Source organism: Alcaligenes pakistanensis (assembly GCF_014652815.1).
Classification (GTDB): Bacteria; Pseudomonadota; Gammaproteobacteria; order Burkholderiales; family Burkholderiaceae_B; genus Alcaligenes; species Alcaligenes pakistanensis.
On record NZ_BMZN01000001.1, the window covers coordinates 23,330 to 42,194 of the forward strand.

The following is an 18,865-nucleotide window of genomic DNA, read 5'->3' on the forward strand; positions in this document are numbered from 1 at the left end:
GGCTCACTGGCCGTTTTTTTTAACTACTTTTTTCAGATCATCCAGCTCTTTGCGCAGAGCGACAACCTCGTCACTGAGTAAGCCAATAATAGCCATCTGACTTTGGTACATCTCTACCAGGGGGTGATAACTGATACCACGACTGGTCAGCTCTCGGCAAAGAGCGCTTAAACCGGTTCCAGCGCGTTTGGTTAAGGTAGCCATCTTCCTGTGATCCATAAGACTGCGTCCTGATCCGTAGTTGTTCGATGTTTACATCCGTTAACCATACCAAAATTCGATGACAATAGTGGTTTTTCTTAAAACTTCTTGTATATCTGTGGTTTAGCTACTGGCTTACCCTACTTGAAAGTTTCCTTCCGGATAGCGTATGCGGCTGCGTTTGCGCGTGGCCAGGGAGTAGATCAAGGTCAATGGGCCTAGTCGGCCAGCGAACATCAGCACCATGATCAGGATCTGGCTGGGGGTGGAGAGCTTGTGCGTAATGCCGTGGCTCATACCCGTGGTGCTCAGGGCCGAGGCGGCTTCAAACAGCAGGCTGGTAATGGGCAGGTCTTCAAACAAGGTCAAGAGCAGTACGCTGATGAAGTACAAAGCGCCAGTAATCAAAAACAGGGCCAGGGCTTTTTGGACGGTTTCGGGGGCGACGCTGCGCTCCATCAGCACCACTTCTTCGCGCTGGCGTATATAAGAGCGTACAGCCGCCAAGAGCACGATCAAGGTACCGATCTTGATACCGCTGGCGGTACTGAGCGAGCCCCCGCCAATCAGCATCAGCACAATCATGACCAGCTGTGTGCTATCGCGCAGATGAGCAATGTCCATGGTGGTGAAACCAGCGGTACGGGTGGCGGCATTTTGCATCCAGGCAGCTAACGCCTGATCTCCAATGCCCAGCATGCCCAGGGTTTTTGGGTTGTTAAATTCCAGGGCCCACAGGCTGGTAAAGCCGATCAGGTTCAGGATCAAGGTGCCGATCAGGATCAGCTTGGTATAGGGCAGCAAGGTTTGCCAGCGTTTTTTCTGGCCTACATCGGCCAGCACGGTAAAACCAATCCCGCCCAGAATAATCAGACCCGATAAAGTCATCACCGAGACGAAATCACCGGAGATTGGAACCAGGGAATCATGGAAAAGCGAGAAACCGGCATTATTAAAAGCGGTGACGGCATGGAACAGGGCGCGATATAAGGCCGTGGTCCAGGGTAGATCAATGGTCCAGCGCAAAAACAAAATGGCGGCGGCAATCAGCTCAATCAGGGCCGCAATCTTGAAGACCTGGAAGGCGGTACTGCGGATACGCGAGACACTGGTTTGATTAAAGGCCTCCAGTGCCAGCGCTTGCTGGCTGACACTGATGCGTTTGTGCATGGTGATGGCGGCAATGACGGCAAAGGTCACAAACCCCATGCCGCCGATTTGCACCAGCAGCGCCAGAACAATCTGCCCAAAATGCGTTAAGTCCGTTGCGGGATCAATAACGGCCAGTCCGGTTACGGTCACGGCCGAGGTGGCCATGAATAAGGCTTGGAAAATTCCCAGCCGTTGCTCTGCCGCTTGCGGCAGGCTTAGTAAAATCGCGCCCAGCACAATCAGGGCCATGAAGCCCAGAGCCAGCACTAGCGGTGGGCTGGCGCTTAAGGTGCGGGCCTGAGGATTAACCTCAAGACGGCGAGTCAGACTATTAGGCAGCCAATTGCGCATACATCAAACCAGTTTGGGGGCGGCGGTACGTAATGCCTGCAGTTGTCCGAGCAGGATCAGCAGGTCTTTGGCATGCAAGGCAAAATCAGGGTCGGGTTGGATGGTGGTTTGACCACGACGTTTGACCAGCAGGACCTGGACATCATCCATTTGCTCTCGCAGAACGTCCTTGATGGTCTGGCCGTTCATATTGTCGCTGGCGGTGACTTCCACGATGTAGTCGCCATTACCCAGGCTGATGTAGTCGTTGACCATGGGGTAGCTCAGCATTTGCGCAACCCGTATTCCCATTTCCTCTTCAGGATGGATAATGCGGTTGACACCAATCTTGGCCAGGATCAAATGCTGGGCATGGGAAATGGCTTTCGCCCAGATAGTGGGCACCCCAAAACTTTTCAGGTGCACGACACAGACCAGGCAAGATTCAATATCAGCCCCAATTGCAACCAGAACTACGTCATAATTGTCCAGCCCCAGCTCTTCCAGAGCCTGGCGGTCAGTGACATCGGCAATAACGGCACGGTTTAATTGGTCCGCATATTTGTTGACCAGTTTGGGGTTGGTATCCACTCCCAGTACGGAGTGTCCCATTTTCATGAGTTCCAGGGCGCAGGCCGAACCGAAGCGGCCTAATCCTATGACGGCGAACTGTGCCATAGCTTATTTGATCCGTTTGATGCTTGAAACAATTTCAAGCCAAATTAAGCGTTGATGGTATAAAGACATATCTGGTAAAAACCCTTATCGGGTATTCCCTTGGGCGCGTGTCGTTCAGGCCCTGGCGGAAACATCAATAGTGGACAGTGTAAAACAATGGTTAGTTTGTTTGATCCAATCAAACTGGGTGATATTGAACTCATGAACCGCATCATCATGGCGCCCATGACACGCGCGCGCGCCTCAGAGGGCCGTATGCCCAATGATTTGATGCGTATGTACTATTGCCAGCGGGCCAGTGCGGGGCTGATTGTAGCCGAAGCCACCTCGGTATCGCCGCAAGGTGTGGGCTATGCACACACGCCGGGCATCTGGAGCAGTGCACAGGTTGACGCCTGGCGCACCATTACGGAAGCGGTACATGCCAAGGGCGGACGTATTGTCTTGCAACTGTGGCACGTGGGGCGTGTGTCTGATCCCGAGTTTCTCAATGGCCAGATCCCAGTCGCCCCCAGCGCGATTGCCTGTGAGGGCATGGTCAGCCATTTAAGCCCTGAGCGTGCTTTTGTAGTGCCCCGCGCCTTACGTAACGAAGAGATCGCCGATATTGTGGACGATTTCGCGGTTGCGGCTCAAAACGCACTCAGTGCCGGGTTTGACGGCGTAGAGATTCACGGGGCCAATGGTTATCTGATCGACCAGTTTCTACATGATGGCTCCAATACCCGTACGGATGCTTACGGTGGCTCCATTGAAAACCGGGCACGTTTTCTTTTGGAAATTGTGGACGCCTGTGTGGCTATTTGGGGAGCTGGACGCGTCGGCGTGCATTTATCTCCGCGCGGTGGTTTACATGGCATGAAGGATTCTGATCCAGCCCGTTTGTTCTCTTATGTGGCCTGCGAACTGGATCGACGCGATATCGCCTTCCTGTTCTTGCGTGAAAGCCCGGCCTCAGACAGCCTGCTGCCCATGATCAAATGCCAGTTCGGCGGCGCAATTATTGCCAATGAACATTTTGATTTGCCCACGGCGCAGACCACTTTATCCAAAGGCATGGCAGACGCCGTGTCGTTCGGTAAGGCTTTTTTGTCTAACCCGGATTTGCCCTTGCGTTTGCAGTTGCGCGCTCCCTTGAATGGCTGGGATTGCGGCTCCTTTTATACACAGGGACCTAAAGGCTATACGGACTATCCGTTTTTGAAGTCCAACCCGGAATGGGATCAGCCTGTGGATGAGAATTTGCAGGCACATTAGTCTCGGCCTGCTGTGATTCTGTCGTCAATAAAAAAGCCCGTAGCAAACGGGCTTTTTTATTGGGCTGGGCTTTAGCGTCAATAAAGCGCTTTATTAACTGCCGCGCACAATCCGGAACGTAGCCGCTGCTTTTACGAGCAAGCGATTTTTCTCGTCATACCCACCGCCTTCGCAATAGGCGGTTTCGCCTTCCAGATACAGGCAGTGGGCTTTGAACCAGACATCACCCCGAGCAGGCAGCAGGAACTGAGAGTTCATGTCTATGGTGGCCATCCCCGAGCCAGGGCGTTGCGCCCGTGCTGCGGCGCTAAGCGTGAAGTCCAGGATTGCCATCAAGGTGCCCCCGTGCACATCGGCACGGGAGTTAGCATTACAGGCTTGCCAGGGCAAAAAGGTGATGACTTCCTGCTCGGAACTGCTGACAGTCTGCAGGCCCAGGTGCTGCATCAGGGGGATATGGGTGCCGAAAAAATCCTGTTTGGGCTGCGCCAGTTCGGCCTGCAAATGCTTCATGGGTTCAGTTTTTGTTTCACTTGAGCAGAGATCAAGGACATATCGGCACGGCCTGCCAGCTTGGTTTTAACCAGACCCATGACTTTACCCATCAAGGCGGGGCCTTGAGCGCCGTCGGCTTGAGCCTGGCTAATCGCATCAAGAATTACCTGCTCGACTTCAGCGCTGTCTGCTTGCTGAGGCAGATATTCTTGCAGAATCTGCAATTCGGCTTTTTCTTTGTCAGCACTTTCGGTACGGCCAGCGGATTCAAAAGCCTGAATAGATTCGCGGCGTTGTTTCACCTGTTTTTCGATGATGCTGCTGACCTCGGCATCGCCCAGCTCGATACGTTCGTCCACTTCGCGTTGTTTGATCGCGGCTTGCAAAAAACGCAAGGTCTCCAGGCGGCCGCTGTCGCGTGCGCGCATTGCCGTTTTGACATCTTCAGCTAAACGGGCTTTGAGTGTTTGACTCATGGTGGTTCCTGGTTGAACGGGCAAAGCGCTAGTTTAACGCAGGCAGGGGGAGGGGAAAAACCCGCAATGAGAATTTTGTGACGGGCGGTTGAAAGGGGGGCTGGTTATTGAAAGTCCCGACTGCGTGCGACCAAGTCACCAATCAGATGATTCATCGTGACCAGGCGATGTGCAATCAGATGGCAGACAGCGCCGTCACGTTGCCAGACGCCATACACGCCCATCAGGCGTGATTGCAGCAAAGCATTGGATTGCTCCTGCGCCAGTTCTTCCCGAACGATGACATTTACACTGCCGGTTTCATCTTCTAAGGTCACAAAGACGGTCCCTTTGGCGGTGCCCGGTCGTTGGCGGGTGGTGACTAATCCACAGGCCCGCGCTAGACGCCGGTCGGGACAATGCTGATTAAGTTGTTCTGCGGTAGAGAAACGCATGGGTTCCAGTTGTGCCCGCAACAAAGCCAAGGGGTGACGGTTAAGGCTTAATCCTGTGGCCTGATAGTCGCTCAGTACTTCCAGCCCCACACTGGCACGCCTTAGTGTGGGTAGGGTGTCCGGGATTTCCGCGTGGCTCAGTAAGCCCGGCTGGCTGGGGCGTCTTGCATCCCACACGCTATGACGACGCTGAGGATAGGCGCTACGCAAGGCGTGAGCTTGTGCCAAGGCTTGTTGATCGTGTGCGGATAGGGCTAGCTCCTGGCGCAAGCAGGCCAGATCCAGCGTTTGCCCAGCGTGGTTTTGTCGGTAATTCACAATGGCTTGTGCAGCATGTTCACTTAAACCTTTGACCATATGCAGGCCCAGACGTACCTGTGGAGGACGACCTGACTCGGAGCAGACATGGCTGTCAAACTGGCTGTACTGCACATCAACAGGCAAGACCGCTACGCCGTGACGGCGTGCATCCTGCACCAATTGGCTGGGGCCATAAAAGCCCATAGGCTGGGAGTTGAGTAAAGCGGCCAGAAAATGATCGGGGTAGCGGGCCTTTAAATAGGCGCTGAACCAGGCCAATTTGGCAAAGCTGGCCGAATGGCTTTCGGGAAAGCCATACTCCCCAAAACCGCTGATTTGATTGAACAAGCGCTGGGCGAACTCTGGGGCATAGCCCTTTGCGTCCATGCCATCCAGCAGCTCTTGCTCGAAAGGTCCTAAGCCCCCTCGACGACGCCAGGCGGCCATGGCCCGGCGCAGGGCATCGGCCTTGTCAGCTGAGAATCCGGCGGCCTCCATCGCCAGCTCCATCGCTTGTTCCTGAAAGATAGGCACACCTAATGTACGTTCCAGCACATGGCGAATTTCGGGGGCGGGGTAGTCTACTTTGCTGTGGTCGCGACGGCGTTCCAGATAAGGATGCACCATGCCGCCTTGAATAGGGCCGGGACGGACAATGGCTACTTGTACGACCAGATCATAGAAACACTCGGGGCGTAGACGCGGCAGCATGCTCATCTGGGCCCGGGACTCGATCTGGAATACGCCTACGGTGTCGGCCCGCCGGATCATGCGAAAGGTCTTAGCGCTTTTTAAGGGAATGTCCTGTAGGCGGAACGGTTTGCCTTTTTGCAGGCTGATACTGTCCAGGCAACGACGCAAGGCGCTCAACATGCCCAAAGCCAGAATATCGACTTTCAGCAGACCCAGCACATCCAGATCGTCCTTGTCCCATTGCACAACACTGCGCCCTGGCATGGCAGCGTTCTGAATGGGCACCAGCCTGTGTAAGGGCGTTTGTGAAATCACAAACCCGCCCGGATGCTGGGACATGTGACGCGGGAAACCCATTAACTGGCGAGTCAAAGACAGCCATTGATGAGCTTGCTCGGGGGGGCATTCAGGAAAACGCGCCAGAACCTCATCCTGGATACGGGTGTCTTTCAGCCAGGCCCGGTCGCATTGAATTAAAGCCTCGATCAAGGCCTGGGGAATGCCCAGTGCTTTACCGGTATCTCGTAAGGCACTACGCCGCCGATAGGTGGTGATGACGGCTGTTAAGGCTGCCCGTTGACGGCCATATTTGCGATAAATGTATTGGATCACTTCTTCGCGGCGCTGGTGCTCGAAGTCCACGTCAATATCGGGTGGCTCAGCCCGCGCCCGGCTGATAAATCGGGCGAACAAGGTGTGGCTGCTGGCAGGATCAACCTCAGTAATACCCAGGCAATAGCACACGGCGGAATTGGCAGCTGAGCCCCGACCCTGACACAGGATTCCCTGACTACGTGCATAGCTGACGATGTCGTGCAGGGTCAGGAAATAGGACTCATAGCCCAGGTCTTCAATCAGGCTTAGCTCTTCTTGCAGGCGAGTCCGCACACTAGCGCTGATGCCTTGGGGATAACGAGCTTGTGCACCGCGCTCAGTTTCCTGGCGTAGATAGTCAATACCGCTCATGCCGGGCGGAACAATCTCGACCGGGTATTCGTACTTGATTTCACTTAAAGAAAACTGGCACAGCTGTTGAATCTGGTCTGTGGTCGCGCGCAGATCAGCCGGGTACAGATTGGCCAACTGGAAACGACTGCGTAAATGATGCTCGGCATTGCTGGCCAAGGCCCAACCGCACTCTTGTACCGGTGTTTTCAGCCGTATGGCGGCCAAGGTATCGTGTAAAGGTTGGCGTGAACGCACATGCATATGCACACCGCCCAAGGCTGCGCAGCGTAAACCACATTCCTGCGATGCCACGCGGACGGCGCGGACATGCTGCAGGTCTTGATCACATCGATGCAGGCTGAGACCTAAAAACAGGCGGTTGGGAAACAGGCCCAGCAGACGCTGTGCCTGAATTTGGATTTGTGTACGGCTTAATCCATAAGCCGGTTTATAAATAACTAGGCAGTCCGGCAGTATCTGGCTTTCTTGGCCTTGCCCGGCTTGGTGCAAAAAAGACCAGTCAATTGCGGCTTCCTGCTTCAAATCCAGGGACTGATGCAAGTGCGAGATGAACTGGCACAGATTGCCGTAGCCTTCCTTATTGCGGGGCAAAATCAGAAGTTCGTGGGTCAGGGTTTCGTCATCAGGACACGTATCGGTGTTGCCGCTCTGTGAGCCTGTAGCACCCCAAGCGCCCGTGAAACGGAAGCGGCTCCCCACCAGAAAACGGATCTCCGGGTGCAGCTTGGCCTGCGCATAGGCGCGTACTACGCCTGCCATGGAAGCATAATCACATAAAGCGAGCGCTTTGTAGCCCAGTTCCGCCGCACGGCTGATCAGTTCTTCAGGGTGGGAAGCACCGTTCAAAAAACTGTAGTTGGACAGGCAGTCCAGCTCGGAATACAGCAGGTCTATACCAGGATTCATCCAAAGACCCCGTGCAGATACCAGGCCTGTTCCTGGTTTAAGTCTCGGTAGACCCAATACAGCCGCCCTTGGGGACATAGGGCAATAAAGTAATCCCGCTGCTGATGCCCAGCGCCGCTCCACCAAGCGGTCTGTACGCGTTCCGGGCCTTGAATCAGACGCAGGCGTTGATTATCCAGCGAAGGGGATAGATGGTCATGCTGAAGGGGCTGGGCGGGGTCCAGCATCCAGCATGGGCGTTGCAAGGCAGGGGCTGAGGAGCAGATGGCCTGATCGTTCCTTAGCGGCAGCCATTGATTGGCCTGCTCGGGCAGATGGCTGGCCTGGGCAGAGGGTGTCAGGATTTGCTCGGCTCCCAATCTGGCCTGTAAACGCTCTAAGAGTTGCTGGTCTTGTTTTTGCCAGTGGCGTGCATCAGGAAACAGGCTGCTGGCATGGGTTTGGCGCGGGTGCAATTGGTGAGCCTGCAGCACCAGACTTTGTACCGCAGCATGTAATTGCAGTTGTTGGAATTGTTCCTGCCACACAGGTAGGAAATCCTGACTGCGCCAGCAGGATCGGGCCATTTGCAGCGCTACATGGGTGGCGGTGGGGTGATCTTTATATCTTTCAGTATGCAGCACCAGTTCCAATCGACCGCAGGCGAGCTGATATTGATTCAACCAGCCTTCCAGCTTGTTCAACATACGGTTCAAGGTTCGTAGCACCGTGTCTTTATTATTGGAGGGGGTATCCAGTTCAAGGCGATGCATAAATTGCGGCGCGGCGTGAACCCAATCCAGTGTCCAGTTTTGTGTGCCGTAGGCTTGATCCAGTTGCAATAAAAGAGGGCGCAGGCCGCGCTGGGCCAGACCGTCACGGGGTAGCTGATGCAACTGCCCCAAGGTATGGCATCCCAGGCTGTGGAGCCACTGTAACTGGTCGGCGGGTGGGGCCAACACCTGTATGGGTAAAGGGTTTAGACAGGCCTGTAAACGTCGTATGCAACGACGCTGCTTGCGTGTGGATAAAGCCAGCAAGCAGGCGGCTCGGGCGGTTGGAGCCAAGGCCAGATAGGGCGCAGCGATGAAGGTTTGCAGATCAGTCCGAATGTGTCGGTACAAACGGCGCAAGCCCCCAAACAGCCGGATACTGGCACTGATATTCAATACCCATAAATCGGTTCGAACCCGTGCCAGCTGAGGGCTGTAACGCAGCAAAACAGCCTGAATACTGTCCTGCTGCTCGGAGTTGACCTCAGGCGTAAACAGGTTCTGGGGCAGTTGCAGGCACAGGTACATGGGACGGAATGGCCGTGGGTGGCATCAAAGTGGGGTGAAGCGCTAAAGCAATGCTCTCCAGACAAGGCGGGCCACGCCGTTTGCGGATATGCACATCCAGCCAAGCTAGTCCTTGGCTGTCTTGACGGGTTTGTAGTTCAAGACGCAAAGGCGCCGGACTATTGGCTTGGCTGTGCGATGGGCGCAGACAAAAAAACAGGCTGTCGCTATGGCTGGCCAATAGCTGCAATTGGCGTAAGGCCGCCAAGGGAACCTGAGTGGGCAACCAGGCCAATACAGCGGCACAGTGACCATGACGCAGGGCCTGAGCGCTAGCCCACAAGGTGTCGTTCAGGTGCTGGCTGCGTATCCAGAGCAGACGGGCGGGTAAATCACCCTTTTCTTGGGATGAGTTTTGCCGTGCAGGGGGAGCACCACGCCAGAGTTGTTGCATGGGCTGATAAGGTGGTGCCACCAGGACGCGCAAACGTTCTGCCTGCAAGGTGCTCAAGGCGGGCAGCAATAAAGATAGGGCGCTGCTATTTAGGGGGGCGTGAAGCTCGATCAGGCTACCCATTGGCCAGCCTCCACCGGGTAACTGGGCATCCAGAGCCGCAAACCCACTGGATAAACAGGTGCCTGCGGCATGCGCATAATGTTTACCTGTCCAGAGGGATGGGTGAAGGTCTAAAAGGGAACGGAGTGGGTTGGCCATGCGCTTGCTCCTGATTGCTGTATAAATATACAGTAAATTCGGTTGCCGGCAAACCAGAGCATCTGTTCTGGGGAGGAATTTTTATATACTGTGGCCTTCTGTTTGGCGCTCTCGCATGAATTCTCCCTCTTCTTCCCGCCCAGGTCGTTGTGCACAGTGCCAGCGCCCCTTGGCGCGTTGTCTGTGTCCTTTGATTCCTTCCATTGAGGCGGCTTGCCCCGTCTTGATCCTGCAGCATCATTCTGAAGCCCGGCATGCGCTCAATACCGCGCGTCTGGCGTACCTGGGCTTGCAAGGAACGGCGCTATGGGTAGGGGAGCATTTTGAGGATCTGGAAGCGCGTCTGGCGCAGGCACGTCAGCCTGTGCTCTTGTTTCCGGGGCCAGAGGCTAACGTGGTGGAGTCTGTGCCCCAAGACGAAAAGCCGGATTTGATTGTGGTACCCGATGGCACTTGGCGCAAGGCACGCCTGATTTTGCATAGCAATCCAGCCTTGCAAGAATTGCCGCGATGGCTGCTGCCTGAAGGAGAGGTTTCGCGCTATCGCTTGCGTAAAGCGCCTGACCCTCAGGCGGTGTCTACCTTGGAGGCCATTGTCCGTGTCATGCAGATCATGGAGCCAGGGCGTGATTTCAGCCCTTTGCTACGGCCTTTCGAGCATTTGATTGAAGAGCAGATCCAGGCCATGGGCCTGGATACCTATCAACGCAACTATCCTACTTCCACGTAAAGTTCAGCTCGCGCGGCTGGCCTTCAACGATGGTGGTTTGGCGCTCTTGGGTTTGGCCCTGATACGTCGCAAACACCTTGTAGTTACCGGGCGTCAAGCGGATCAGACAGTAAGGGCCGTCAATCAGGCTGTTCAGCACGGTTTGGTCAGTGCTGGAACGGATGACCAACTGCACATCGGAGATATAGCCGACACGCTCGCCCTGGTTGGCTGAAAAGTTCACGGATAAGGGAAAGGTGCTGCGCACCATACGGAACAGTTGGGCTTCATCGCTGCCTATCCCGCCGCTGATGTATTCGGTCGAGCCGTAGTACTGACTGGGCGGTAGCTCTTGTGAATGCACCATGGGGCTGCTCAATAAGGCCAGCGACATGGCAATGCCGATCAATGAAAGACGAGGACTCATGAGGTTTCCTTGCTTGAAGTGGAGTGGCTAAGCGGGCCATGCGTGGCCCTGTTGCTTTTATGAGGGATTGGGTTCGTTTGGTCAGAATGAAAGTGTGGCCAGGACACAGGCCAATCATGCTGGCGGGTGATCTGGGCATCGGCATTGAAGCTGCGCTCACGCAGTAATCCTTGCCCTTGCTGCGTAATGGCGATCAAGGTGGTGCAGCGAGTGCCGTAATCGGGGCTGACAATAAAGGGGCTGCTTAGGAGACGCTCGAATTCCAGGCTTAAACCGGTCTGCGGCAAATCTGCGTCAGGGGCGACTTCCTGATTGTGCAGGCCCTGGAATAGCCCTTCAAACGCCTGCGCTGAACCATCAAAGTTTTGTGCTTGCAGGGTTTCTTTCAGGAACAGGCTTTTGGGCCAAGGGGTATTGAGCCAGGCATTGCTCAATACATGTACACCTGGCTCCAGCATCTGTGGTTGGCCATCGGGATGGCGGTTGCTGTAATAGCCCAAACGTAAAGGCTGGCCCGCAGTGGGCCATTGCAGCACAAACAGATTGAAACCGGCGTAGTCGTCCCCGTGTTGGGCCAGATGCTCAAGATAATCGTGTGGGGAGCGCTCATCCATTAAGAACTGCGGGATGAGCTCACCGCGAGAGCGTTGCTGGCTGTTTTTACTGCCGGGGGCTTCCCGGTAGTTGGTCAGTAAGGCCAGCCGTCCACGGCTTTGTGTCATACCTAACCACGTACCACCGGCTTGCAGATCCCGGCCAGCCAGAATCTCTGGCTCGTCCAGCCAGGGCTGGGCTGGTTGGCTGGGGCGGGCATGATACTCGTCGCGATTGGCGGCAATGATCAACGGCCAATCTGCATTAATTCCGACGGCGATATAAGCGATGCACATTTGCCGATTGTAGGATGGCAATGAGGGCTTTGGTAGCCAATAAACCGCCAAGTTTCGTTTTTTTTCTCGCTATTGAGAATGCGGCCCTGGTCTTGACGTTTGTGGGGACAGGGGGGGGCTTGCTGGCAGGCAGTAGAACGGCGGTGCTTACATCGAAAAAACGAGCCTTAGCCGTGGCAGCTCAGAAGAGCGTAAGGCTAAGGCTGTCATTGTACGGGGGTCGAAACTAGGTTTTTGGGGATTGATAATCTTGAGCCAAACGCACCACGGTGACACCGGGACGCAGTTGACGCAAAGAGGGCATGACTAAGGTGCAATGATCGTAGGGAGTTAGCAAGGGCTGACCATCCGCATCGCCAATGGCCGTGCCAGCCTCGGGCAAGGTTTCCAGACCCTGCCAGTTTTGACTGAAGCGGACCTGCATGGAGGGCGCGACGATGGCATGGGTGACTTGCAAAATGCGTTGCTGATCCGGGTCGGCCCGACGCCAGTCTTGTGGCAGGTCTGCTGCATCCACAATGCCCGAAGCCAGCAGAAAACGGGCGATTAAATCCAGAGCGATGGCAGGAGTGTCAGGGTCGCCATGAAAGCCGCACTCCAGCAATAAGGAGCGCGCCTCATGCGCATCAGGGTCAGAGAAGCGACCGTAATCTCGCATGCGTACGCCATCTTTGTGCCCGGTATCCACAATCACATGCTCGGGCGCGCCCAAGGTTTGAGCCAGCTCGATATTGCGTGGCAAAGGGCCCGTTAATAATAAGGGAGCGCTAGGCTCGTGCATGGAGTGCAGGTCTAGCAGCCAGTCAGCCTGTTCCAGCCAAGGCAAAAGAGCCTTGGCGCGGCGCTGTTCCTGGGTCTGATCCTGGGATAGCTTGTGATCGCTCCAGACGCGGTTCATGTCCTCGTCTACATAGCGGCTGGCATCGTGCTGTTCAGGATTAAAACGATCAAAGGCGTCCAGATTGCAAAAGGCCAGAATCAGCTTGCCACGGCGGGGCTGTAATTGACTGGCCAGCAGCGCTTTCAAGGCCCAGGCTCCGCACAGCTCATTGCCATGTATCAAGGCGCTGATCATGACGCAGCGGCCTGCGTGGCCGGAGTCCAGACACCACACGCCAGGCACGCCGGTATTGCCCTGACGTTCTTGATGGATGTCGGGGAAAGAAAGGGAAAATTGCATTGTGATGACTCCATCGCCCCGGCCACTGGCCAGGGCGAATGTGCTTTATTCGGCTTGCAGTTTGGCCAGCTCGACCAGACGGGCGTATTTCTCAACCTCTTTGGCCTGGAACTCCGTGGCGTTCATGCCTGGGGCGTACAGCGTTGCGCCATTGGATTGCATCTTTTCCTGCAAAGTGGCCGACTGCAGGCTGCTGTCCAGAGCCTGACGAAGAGTGTTGGCTACCGATTCAGGCAGACCTTTGGGAGCATACAAACCAAACCAGACGTTGATATCTACTTTCTCAAAGCCGGGAGTGTCCGCCAAAGGCGGAATTTCTGGGGCGGCGGGGGACGCATGGGTTTCGGTGATCCCCAACGGTACGATGGCACCGGCCCGGGCTTGTGACAGGCCCGATGACAAGACCAGATAGGCTGTGTCCAGCTGCCCGCTCATCAAGTCCGATACCAGGGGTGGCACGCCTCGATACGGTACGTGCATGGCGGTGGTGCCGGTAGACGCGTTGACCATTTCACCGGCTAAGTGCAGCGTGGTGCCTACTCCCGATGAGCCAAAGCTAAAGGCTTCAGGCTTGGCGGCCCGCAGCTTTTGGGCATAGTCCGCCGCGGAGCGAATACCTGACTCTTTAGAGGCGGCCAAGAGCAAAGGTTGAGAAGCAATCATGCCAATGGGCGTGAAGTCCTTTTGACCGTCGTAACGCACGGCCTTATTGATCATGCCGGCGATAATCATCTCGTTGGTCGAGCCCAGCAATAAGGTGTAGCCGTCTGCTGCCGCACGCTGTACGCGTTGGGCACCGATTGTGCCACCGGCACCACCGGCATTTTCAACAACAACGCTTTGCCCTAAACGGCTGCTTAGCTCTTCGGCCATAAGGCGGGCGGTTAAATCGACACTGCCACCTGCGGGGTAGCCCACGACCAGAGTCAGGTTGCGTGATGGATAGGTGTCGGCGTGGCTGATCGAGGCCTGCAGCAGGCTACAGGCGCCTAGAACTGTCAAAACCAGCCCGCGCTGGGATAAAGAAAAAGACATACTGTGCTCCCCGTTCGTTGGATAGGTTTCCTGCAAGCGGCCAGTGTGGACGCTTCGGGCCTGTTTATCCTTAGTTATGAAAGGGTATTGTGTCTGCTCTTGTCGAAGGTGATGTGCCGTTACAGCACATAGTCGTGCTATTTTCACTTAGGGAAGGTTTAACGGGCTTGTTGGGTAAAGGCCCAGACGGCTTCAGCCAGATCGGACAACTGGGCACGGGGGCGATACAGACGAACTTCAAAGGCAATCTCATCGCCTTTGCTGCCCAGTTGAACCAGGGTGCCACGTCGGCATTCATTGGCAATCATGGACAAGGGTAACCAGGCCACTCCCATGCCTTTTAATACCGAGCCCATCGCCGTATCCAGGGAGTCGCAGCGCACGGTGCTAACCAAGGGATAGGGAAAGTGATGCAGCTTGTCGCCCAGAATACGGGCCATCGCCAAGCCACCTGAATAGGAAATCAAGGGAATGCTGCGGCCGCTATCAGCATTAAGTTCATACAGCGGTGTGCCGTTCTTGCGTCGCTGACAAGTGGGCACCAGCTTGTCGGTAGCAATGGTCATATAGCTTACTTGTTCGGCCAACAGTTCGATCGACAAGGCCGGGTGTTCATAGCAGCACAGAAAGTCTGTTTTTCCTTGTGCCAGCAGCTTGGCCATATCAGCCATCATGCCGGTGCTGATATCAATAGGCACATGGGCAGACAAGGGCGCTCGAGTCCCCTTTTGAAGGCGGCTAACCCAATCCGTAACCAAGGTGCGAGCCAGGCTGCGACCGGTGGCAATACGCAAAGAGCCTTGCCCGTCCTGATCTGATGCCTGTAGTTGCCGACGTACACGGTTAAGCTGTTCCAGCACTTGGTTGGCGGTGTTGTAGAACACCTGACCTTCGGGCGTCAGGCTGATTGGCAAGCTACTGCGTTCGACCAAAGGGGTTCCCACCCAGGCTTCCAAAGCACGAATACGACGTCCAAACGCGGGGTGCGTTACATGGCGTTGTTCAGCCGCTCGGACAAAGCTGCCGGCACGCGCCAGGGTAACGAAGTCTTCAAGCAGTTTGAGCTGGGGCACTGAGTGGAGCTTCCTTATAAGGATGGGAGGACGAGCGGGGCATGGCAAAACAGAGCGCTGTAAAAACGCCCCAAAACCGGGTCAAATGACCGAGGTTTGGGGCGTTGAATAGAGCGTTGAACTGAAGCGATGGTTTAGAAGCCGCAAACAGGCTTAAAGCATCGCCAGACCATTGGATTTTTCAACCAGATCGCGGATACGAACAGCATCACCAATACGGGAATAACGACCCGAAGAGTTCAACAATACAATGGCGACTTCACGGTCTTCGATCTTGGTCAGCATCACCAGACATTCACCCGCCTCGTTAATGAAGCCGGTTTTGGATACCTGAATATCCCAGTTAGCGTTTTTCACCAAACGGTTGGTATTGTTGAATACCAATTGGCGGCCCCGCACGGGTTGTACGGAGTATTGATCGTTGGTGGTGTATTGCTGAATGCGGGCGTGCTGGCTGGTGGCCGTTAATAGCTTGACCAGATCGCGGGGGCTGGCCACGTTATCGCTGGACAGGCCGGTGGGCTCTACAAAGCGTGTGTTGCGCATACCCAAGGCACGCGCCTTGTCGTTCATGGCACGTACAAAAGCGGGCATGCCACCGGGGTAATTACGGCCTAGCGCATGGGCAGCGCGGTTTTCCGAAGACATCAAGGCCAGATGCATCATGTCGGCCCGGTTCAGCTTGGAACCTACGCTAAGACGCGAACTGGAATGTTTGACGCGGTCCACATCTTCGTCGATGATCTCCAGCACTTCATCCATAGGCAGGCCGGATTCTGCTACGACCAAGGCTGTCATCAGCTTGGAGATAGAGGCAATGGGGCGTACGGCGTCACTGTTCTTCTGGTAAAGCACGGTGGACGATTCCAGATCTTGCACAAAGGCAATTTCCGAACGCAGGGCAGCGTGCTGGATCAGAGCGTCGTGTTTTAAGGCGTTCAGGGCGCGACGGCTATCGTTTTCGCTATAGCTGATAGGCTGCAGGTTTTTCTCGAAAACCAGGTGCGGCACGTTATAGCTGATGGCAGCCGTATCCTCGTCCAGTGTGGACGGTTCAGCTAAAGCCAACGTCTGCGCGAAGGCGGAAATCGAAAAAGGCGCTAGAAATAAAACACATAGCGCACGATGTATGAATTTATTTGTTCTGGTCTGAGGCATTTTTCAGTTCCCGGAGGGCGAGAAACAGAAGGGCGGGTAGAATTTATGTGCTTATGCTACCAGAAAAAATCCTCTTTATATTAGTATCTTACGGCCCAAAGTTAAAAAAAATTTAAGATGTTTGCACGGTATCATTAAGAAACTTATTTTTATCTGTATAAAAACACAGCTTATGTCTTTATTGAAATTCAAAAACAATAAAAAACCTGTTTTTATAAACAGCTTTTTAAATCAATTCATCGTTTTTATGGCATTAGGCAGTGTTCCTATGGCGGGATATGCCGCGTCGTTAGCCTGGGATAGTGAACAGCTTAGTCAGGCCATCACGACAGGCTCACCACGCACCCAGCAAAGCTTTATGCCAGCGGAGGCGGTACGCGCTCAAGCCACGACGATAGGCAAAGTGGAAGTTAGCTACCATCACAATGGACGGGCCGTTCTAAAAAGCCGTCTGTGTCTGCAGGGGGGCGCTTGCGTGGATATGAATGGGTCGACGCTAAGCACGAGAGCCTTTGTCGGCCAAGATGCACGCTTTGGCTTTGTACTGGAGCATGAGGTTTGGAGCTGGGCAGGTAGCACCGAGGCGGTACGGGTGCAGGCGTCAATTCGTGTGAATTATCAGCGCTAGCCTTTCGTCGTATAGGGGGCGTCGTGCTGCTGTTTTTTGCTCTTGGATGAGCAAGACGAGAGTAATAGGCTCATAAACGATTTAATTTCGTTTGTACTTGATCCACCTCAAGGTCTAAGCCTAAAGAAAGTGGCGTTGCTGCCGATATGTAGTCCTGATGCCCATCGGGCCATAACCAGGACTTGTGCATGAATCCCTCTACTCTGATCGGCATCGTAGCCAGCGTGCTGCTGTTTGCCGTCATCTTGTTTTTTACGGCAGAAAATCCTGCCCTGTTTGTGGACTTGCCCAGTCTGGCGGTTGTGCTGGTGGGCACCTTGGCAGCCACCTTTATCAGCTACCCCTTAAGTGAAGTAGTTCGCATCTTTGGTTTGATCGGCACCGTGCTGCGTAACGAGCGCCTGTACACCCAACAGGATATGGACGAACTGATCAATATCTCGCGTCTGTGGATGATGGGGGATATACGGGCGGTTGAAGAAGCACTGGAAAAGGTCGCGAACCCCTTTCTGAAAACAGGCGTTCAGCTGGTGATTGACCGGGCTCCCCAAGAAGATATTGAAGACCTTTTGCAATGGCGTATCAGCCGTCTGCGTGCCCGTGAGCATGCTGAGGCCCAGCTGTTCCGTCTGATGGCCAGTTTTGCACCGGCCTTCGGCATGGTGGGTACTTTAATTGGTCTGGTCAACCTGATGTTCTTGCTGGGTGATGGCGATATTACGTCTATCGGTCAGCAAATGGCGTTGGCCTTGATGACGACGTTTTACGGTGTCTTGCTCTCCAATCTGCTCTTCAAACCAGTTGCCGTGAAACTGGAGCGCCGAACTGAACAGCGTGTCGTATTGATGAACATGATCATGCAAGGTGTCTCCATGATGAGCCAACGCCGTGGCCCTGCCTTGATGCGTGAGACGCTGAACTCTTTCATGGCCCAGTATCAGGACGAAATCAACGACCGGGGCGGGCGCGATGACGATGCAGACCCGGCTCCGGAGCGAGGCTGATCGTATGGCGAACACGGAGCAGGACTTGACCTTGGGAGAGCGGGCCGATCGCCAAAAAGCCTTGCAAAAGGAACTGGAGCAAGCCCGAGGCGCCAAGATCGAGCAGCAGCTGGCCAATAACCTCAGCAGTCGACGACGTAGCCGCCCTTGGAACGATCCAGGGCTGGCCGTGCCCGAGGAAGAAGAGGCCTGGCTAACCACTTATCTGGATATGATGACCCTGCTATTGGTCCTGATGATTGTGATGCTTTCCTTTGCAGGCAAGCGTGCGCAAACAGCGGCTCAAGAACAGGGGCAGGGCGGTGCGACGATGATGGCGCAAGCGGGTAAAGACGGTGCCGGTTTACTGCCTGCTGGCGCGGGCTTGTTTCCGGATTCCGGGCTGGGTGAGGGGCAAGGGAAGGGCAATCACGGTCTGGATCTGGCTGGTTTGGGTGACAACATTGATGTGGTCATGAACGATCAGTCCGTCAGTTTCCGCATCAATAGCGAAATTCTGTTTTCATCTGGGGGGGCGGATTTGGGCCTGGAAGGGTTGGCGGTATTGCGCCAACTGGCCGCTGTGCTGCAAAAATCCCAGCATCCTGTTGTGATAGAAGGGCACACAGACGCGGTGCCGATCCGCAGTTATCGCTATCCCTCGAACTGGGAGTTATCGGGTGCGCGCGCAGGTAGTGTGGTGCGCTATATGGAAGCCAATGGGGTGGGCAGCCAGCGTTTGAGCGCTGTGGGTTATGCCGATACGCGGCCGTTGGGAGATAACGAGACCTCTCAAGGACGGGCAACGAACCGACGGGTGGAGATCATTGTGCAGACTCCCCAGCCGCAGGCAGAAGCCCCGCCAGCCAGTCCCTAAAAACAAAACCCCGGTTTGTGACACACAAACCGGGGTTTTT

The 18,865-nt window shown here is 55.0% G+C and carries 19 protein-coding genes; 5 read left to right on the plus strand and 14 right to left on the minus strand.

Features of this window, described 5'->3' with window-relative positions:
* Positions 1 to 3 precede the first annotated feature (3 nt).
* From IE156_RS00125 to IE156_RS00135, 3 genes are all read right to left on the minus strand, one after another.
* On the minus strand, positions 4 to 204 hold the full coding sequence (locus tag IE156_RS00125) for a hypothetical protein (RefSeq protein ID WP_229840794.1): 201 nt from the start codon (positions 202 to 204) through the stop codon (positions 4 to 6).
* 132 nt (positions 205 to 336) lie between these two features.
* Positions 337 to 1,704, minus strand: a complete 1,368-nt coding sequence (locus tag IE156_RS00130) for a TrkH family potassium uptake protein (RefSeq protein WP_189390476.1) — start codon at positions 1,702 to 1,704, stop codon at positions 337 to 339.
* Between the two features lie 3 nt (positions 1,705 to 1,707).
* On the minus strand, positions 1,708 to 2,361 hold the full coding sequence (locus tag IE156_RS00135) for a potassium channel family protein (protein ID WP_189390477.1): 654 nt from the start codon (positions 2,359 to 2,361) through the stop codon (positions 1,708 to 1,710).
* Positions 2,362 to 2,517: 156 nt separating this feature from the next.
* On the opposite strand from IE156_RS00135, the gene IE156_RS00140 reads away from it, so the two are divergent.
* On the plus strand, positions 2,518 to 3,618 hold the full coding sequence (locus IE156_RS00140) for an alkene reductase (protein ID WP_189390478.1): 1,101 nt from the start codon (positions 2,518 to 2,520) through the stop codon (positions 3,616 to 3,618).
* 93 nt (positions 3,619 to 3,711) lie between these two features.
* Here the strand turns inward: IE156_RS00140 and IE156_RS00145 are convergent, their stop codons facing one another.
* The 5 genes from IE156_RS00145 to imuA form a co-directional block, all read right to left on the minus strand.
* Positions 3,712 to 4,131, minus strand: a complete 420-nt coding sequence (locus tag IE156_RS00145; protein WP_189390479.1) for a PaaI family thioesterase — start codon at positions 4,129 to 4,131, stop codon at positions 3,712 to 3,714.
* Complete coding sequence (locus IE156_RS00150) at positions 4,128 to 4,589, minus strand: GatB/YqeY domain-containing protein (RefSeq protein WP_189390480.1); 462 nt, start codon at positions 4,587 to 4,589, stop codon at positions 4,128 to 4,130. Before IE156_RS00150 ends, IE156_RS00145 begins: the two co-directional genes overlap by 4 nt.
* A gap of 104 nt (positions 4,590 to 4,693) precedes the next feature.
* Positions 4,694 to 7,891, minus strand: coding sequence for an error-prone DNA polymerase (locus IE156_RS00155; RefSeq protein ID WP_189390481.1), 3,198 nt, complete (start codon positions 7,889 to 7,891; stop codon positions 4,694 to 4,696).
* The gene (locus IE156_RS00160; protein ID WP_189390482.1) at positions 7,888 to 9,171 is read right to left on the minus strand and encodes a Y-family DNA polymerase; all 1,284 of its coding nucleotides are present in this window, start codon (positions 9,169 to 9,171) and stop codon (positions 7,888 to 7,890) included. The genes IE156_RS00155 and IE156_RS00160 overlap by 4 nt, the downstream gene beginning before the upstream one ends.
* Complete coding sequence (imuA, locus tag IE156_RS00165) at positions 9,128 to 9,865, minus strand: translesion DNA synthesis-associated protein ImuA (protein WP_189390483.1); 738 nt, start codon at positions 9,863 to 9,865, stop codon at positions 9,128 to 9,130. Before imuA ends, IE156_RS00160 begins: the two co-directional genes overlap by 44 nt.
* A 115-nt stretch (positions 9,866 to 9,980) precedes the next feature.
* Between imuA and IE156_RS00170 the strand changes: the two genes are divergently transcribed.
* Positions 9,981 to 10,595, plus strand: coding sequence for a tRNA-uridine aminocarboxypropyltransferase (locus tag IE156_RS00170; RefSeq protein WP_189390484.1), 615 nt, complete (start codon positions 9,981 to 9,983; stop codon positions 10,593 to 10,595).
* On the opposite strand, the gene IE156_RS00175 is transcribed toward IE156_RS00170, so the two are convergent.
* The 6 genes from IE156_RS00175 to pbpG form a co-directional block, all read right to left on the minus strand.
* Entirely contained in the window at positions 10,582 to 11,001 is a 420-nt protein-coding gene (locus IE156_RS00175) for a carboxypeptidase-like regulatory domain-containing protein (protein WP_189390485.1), read from the minus strand. The two genes, IE156_RS00170 and IE156_RS00175, sit on opposite strands and share 14 nt — an antisense overlap.
* Positions 10,998 to 11,891: an NRDE family protein gene (locus IE156_RS00180; protein ID WP_189390486.1), complete on the minus strand. Its 894-nt coding sequence runs from the start codon at positions 11,889 to 11,891 to the stop codon at positions 10,998 to 11,000. The genes IE156_RS00175 and IE156_RS00180 overlap by 4 nt, the downstream gene beginning before the upstream one ends.
* A gap of 226 nt (positions 11,892 to 12,117) precedes the next feature.
* A complete protein-coding gene (locus tag IE156_RS00185) occupies positions 12,118 to 13,071 on the minus strand; it encodes a M14 family metallopeptidase (RefSeq protein ID WP_189390487.1) in 954 nt (317 codons plus the stop codon).
* A 45-nt stretch (positions 13,072 to 13,116) separates the two neighbouring features.
* Entirely contained in the window at positions 13,117 to 14,106 is a 990-nt protein-coding gene (locus tag IE156_RS00190) for a Bug family tripartite tricarboxylate transporter substrate binding protein (RefSeq protein WP_189390488.1), read from the minus strand.
* 158 nt (positions 14,107 to 14,264) lie between these two features.
* Positions 14,265 to 15,179 (minus strand): LysR family transcriptional regulator, encoded by a 915-nt coding sequence (locus IE156_RS00195; protein WP_189390489.1) that lies wholly within the window; start codon positions 15,177 to 15,179, stop codon positions 14,265 to 14,267.
* 153 nt (positions 15,180 to 15,332) lie between these two features.
* The gene (gene pbpG / locus IE156_RS00200; protein ID WP_308430464.1) at positions 15,333 to 16,247 is read right to left on the minus strand and encodes a D-alanyl-D-alanine endopeptidase; all 915 of its coding nucleotides are present in this window, start codon (positions 16,245 to 16,247) and stop codon (positions 15,333 to 15,335) included.
* Between the two features lie 211 nt (positions 16,248 to 16,458).
* On the opposite strand from pbpG, the gene IE156_RS00205 reads away from it, so the two are divergent.
* The 3 genes from IE156_RS00205 (at position 16,459) to IE156_RS00215 (ending at position 18,825) form a co-directional block, all read left to right on the plus strand.
* Positions 16,459 to 16,965: a flagellar protein FlhE gene (locus IE156_RS00205; RefSeq protein ID WP_229840797.1), complete on the plus strand. Its 507-nt coding sequence runs from the start codon at positions 16,459 to 16,461 to the stop codon at positions 16,963 to 16,965.
* A gap of 188 nt (positions 16,966 to 17,153) precedes the next feature.
* Positions 17,154 to 17,969 carry a motility protein A gene (locus IE156_RS00210; protein WP_189390490.1) on the plus strand — a complete coding sequence of 272 codons (816 nt, stop codon included), beginning with the start codon at positions 17,154 to 17,156 and terminating at the stop codon, positions 17,967 to 17,969.
* Between the two features lie 4 nt (positions 17,970 to 17,973).
* The gene (locus IE156_RS00215; RefSeq protein WP_229840800.1) at positions 17,974 to 18,825 is read left to right on the plus strand and encodes an OmpA/MotB family protein; all 852 of its coding nucleotides are present in this window, start codon (positions 17,974 to 17,976) and stop codon (positions 18,823 to 18,825) included.
* Positions 18,826 to 18,865: the final 40 nt, after the last annotated feature.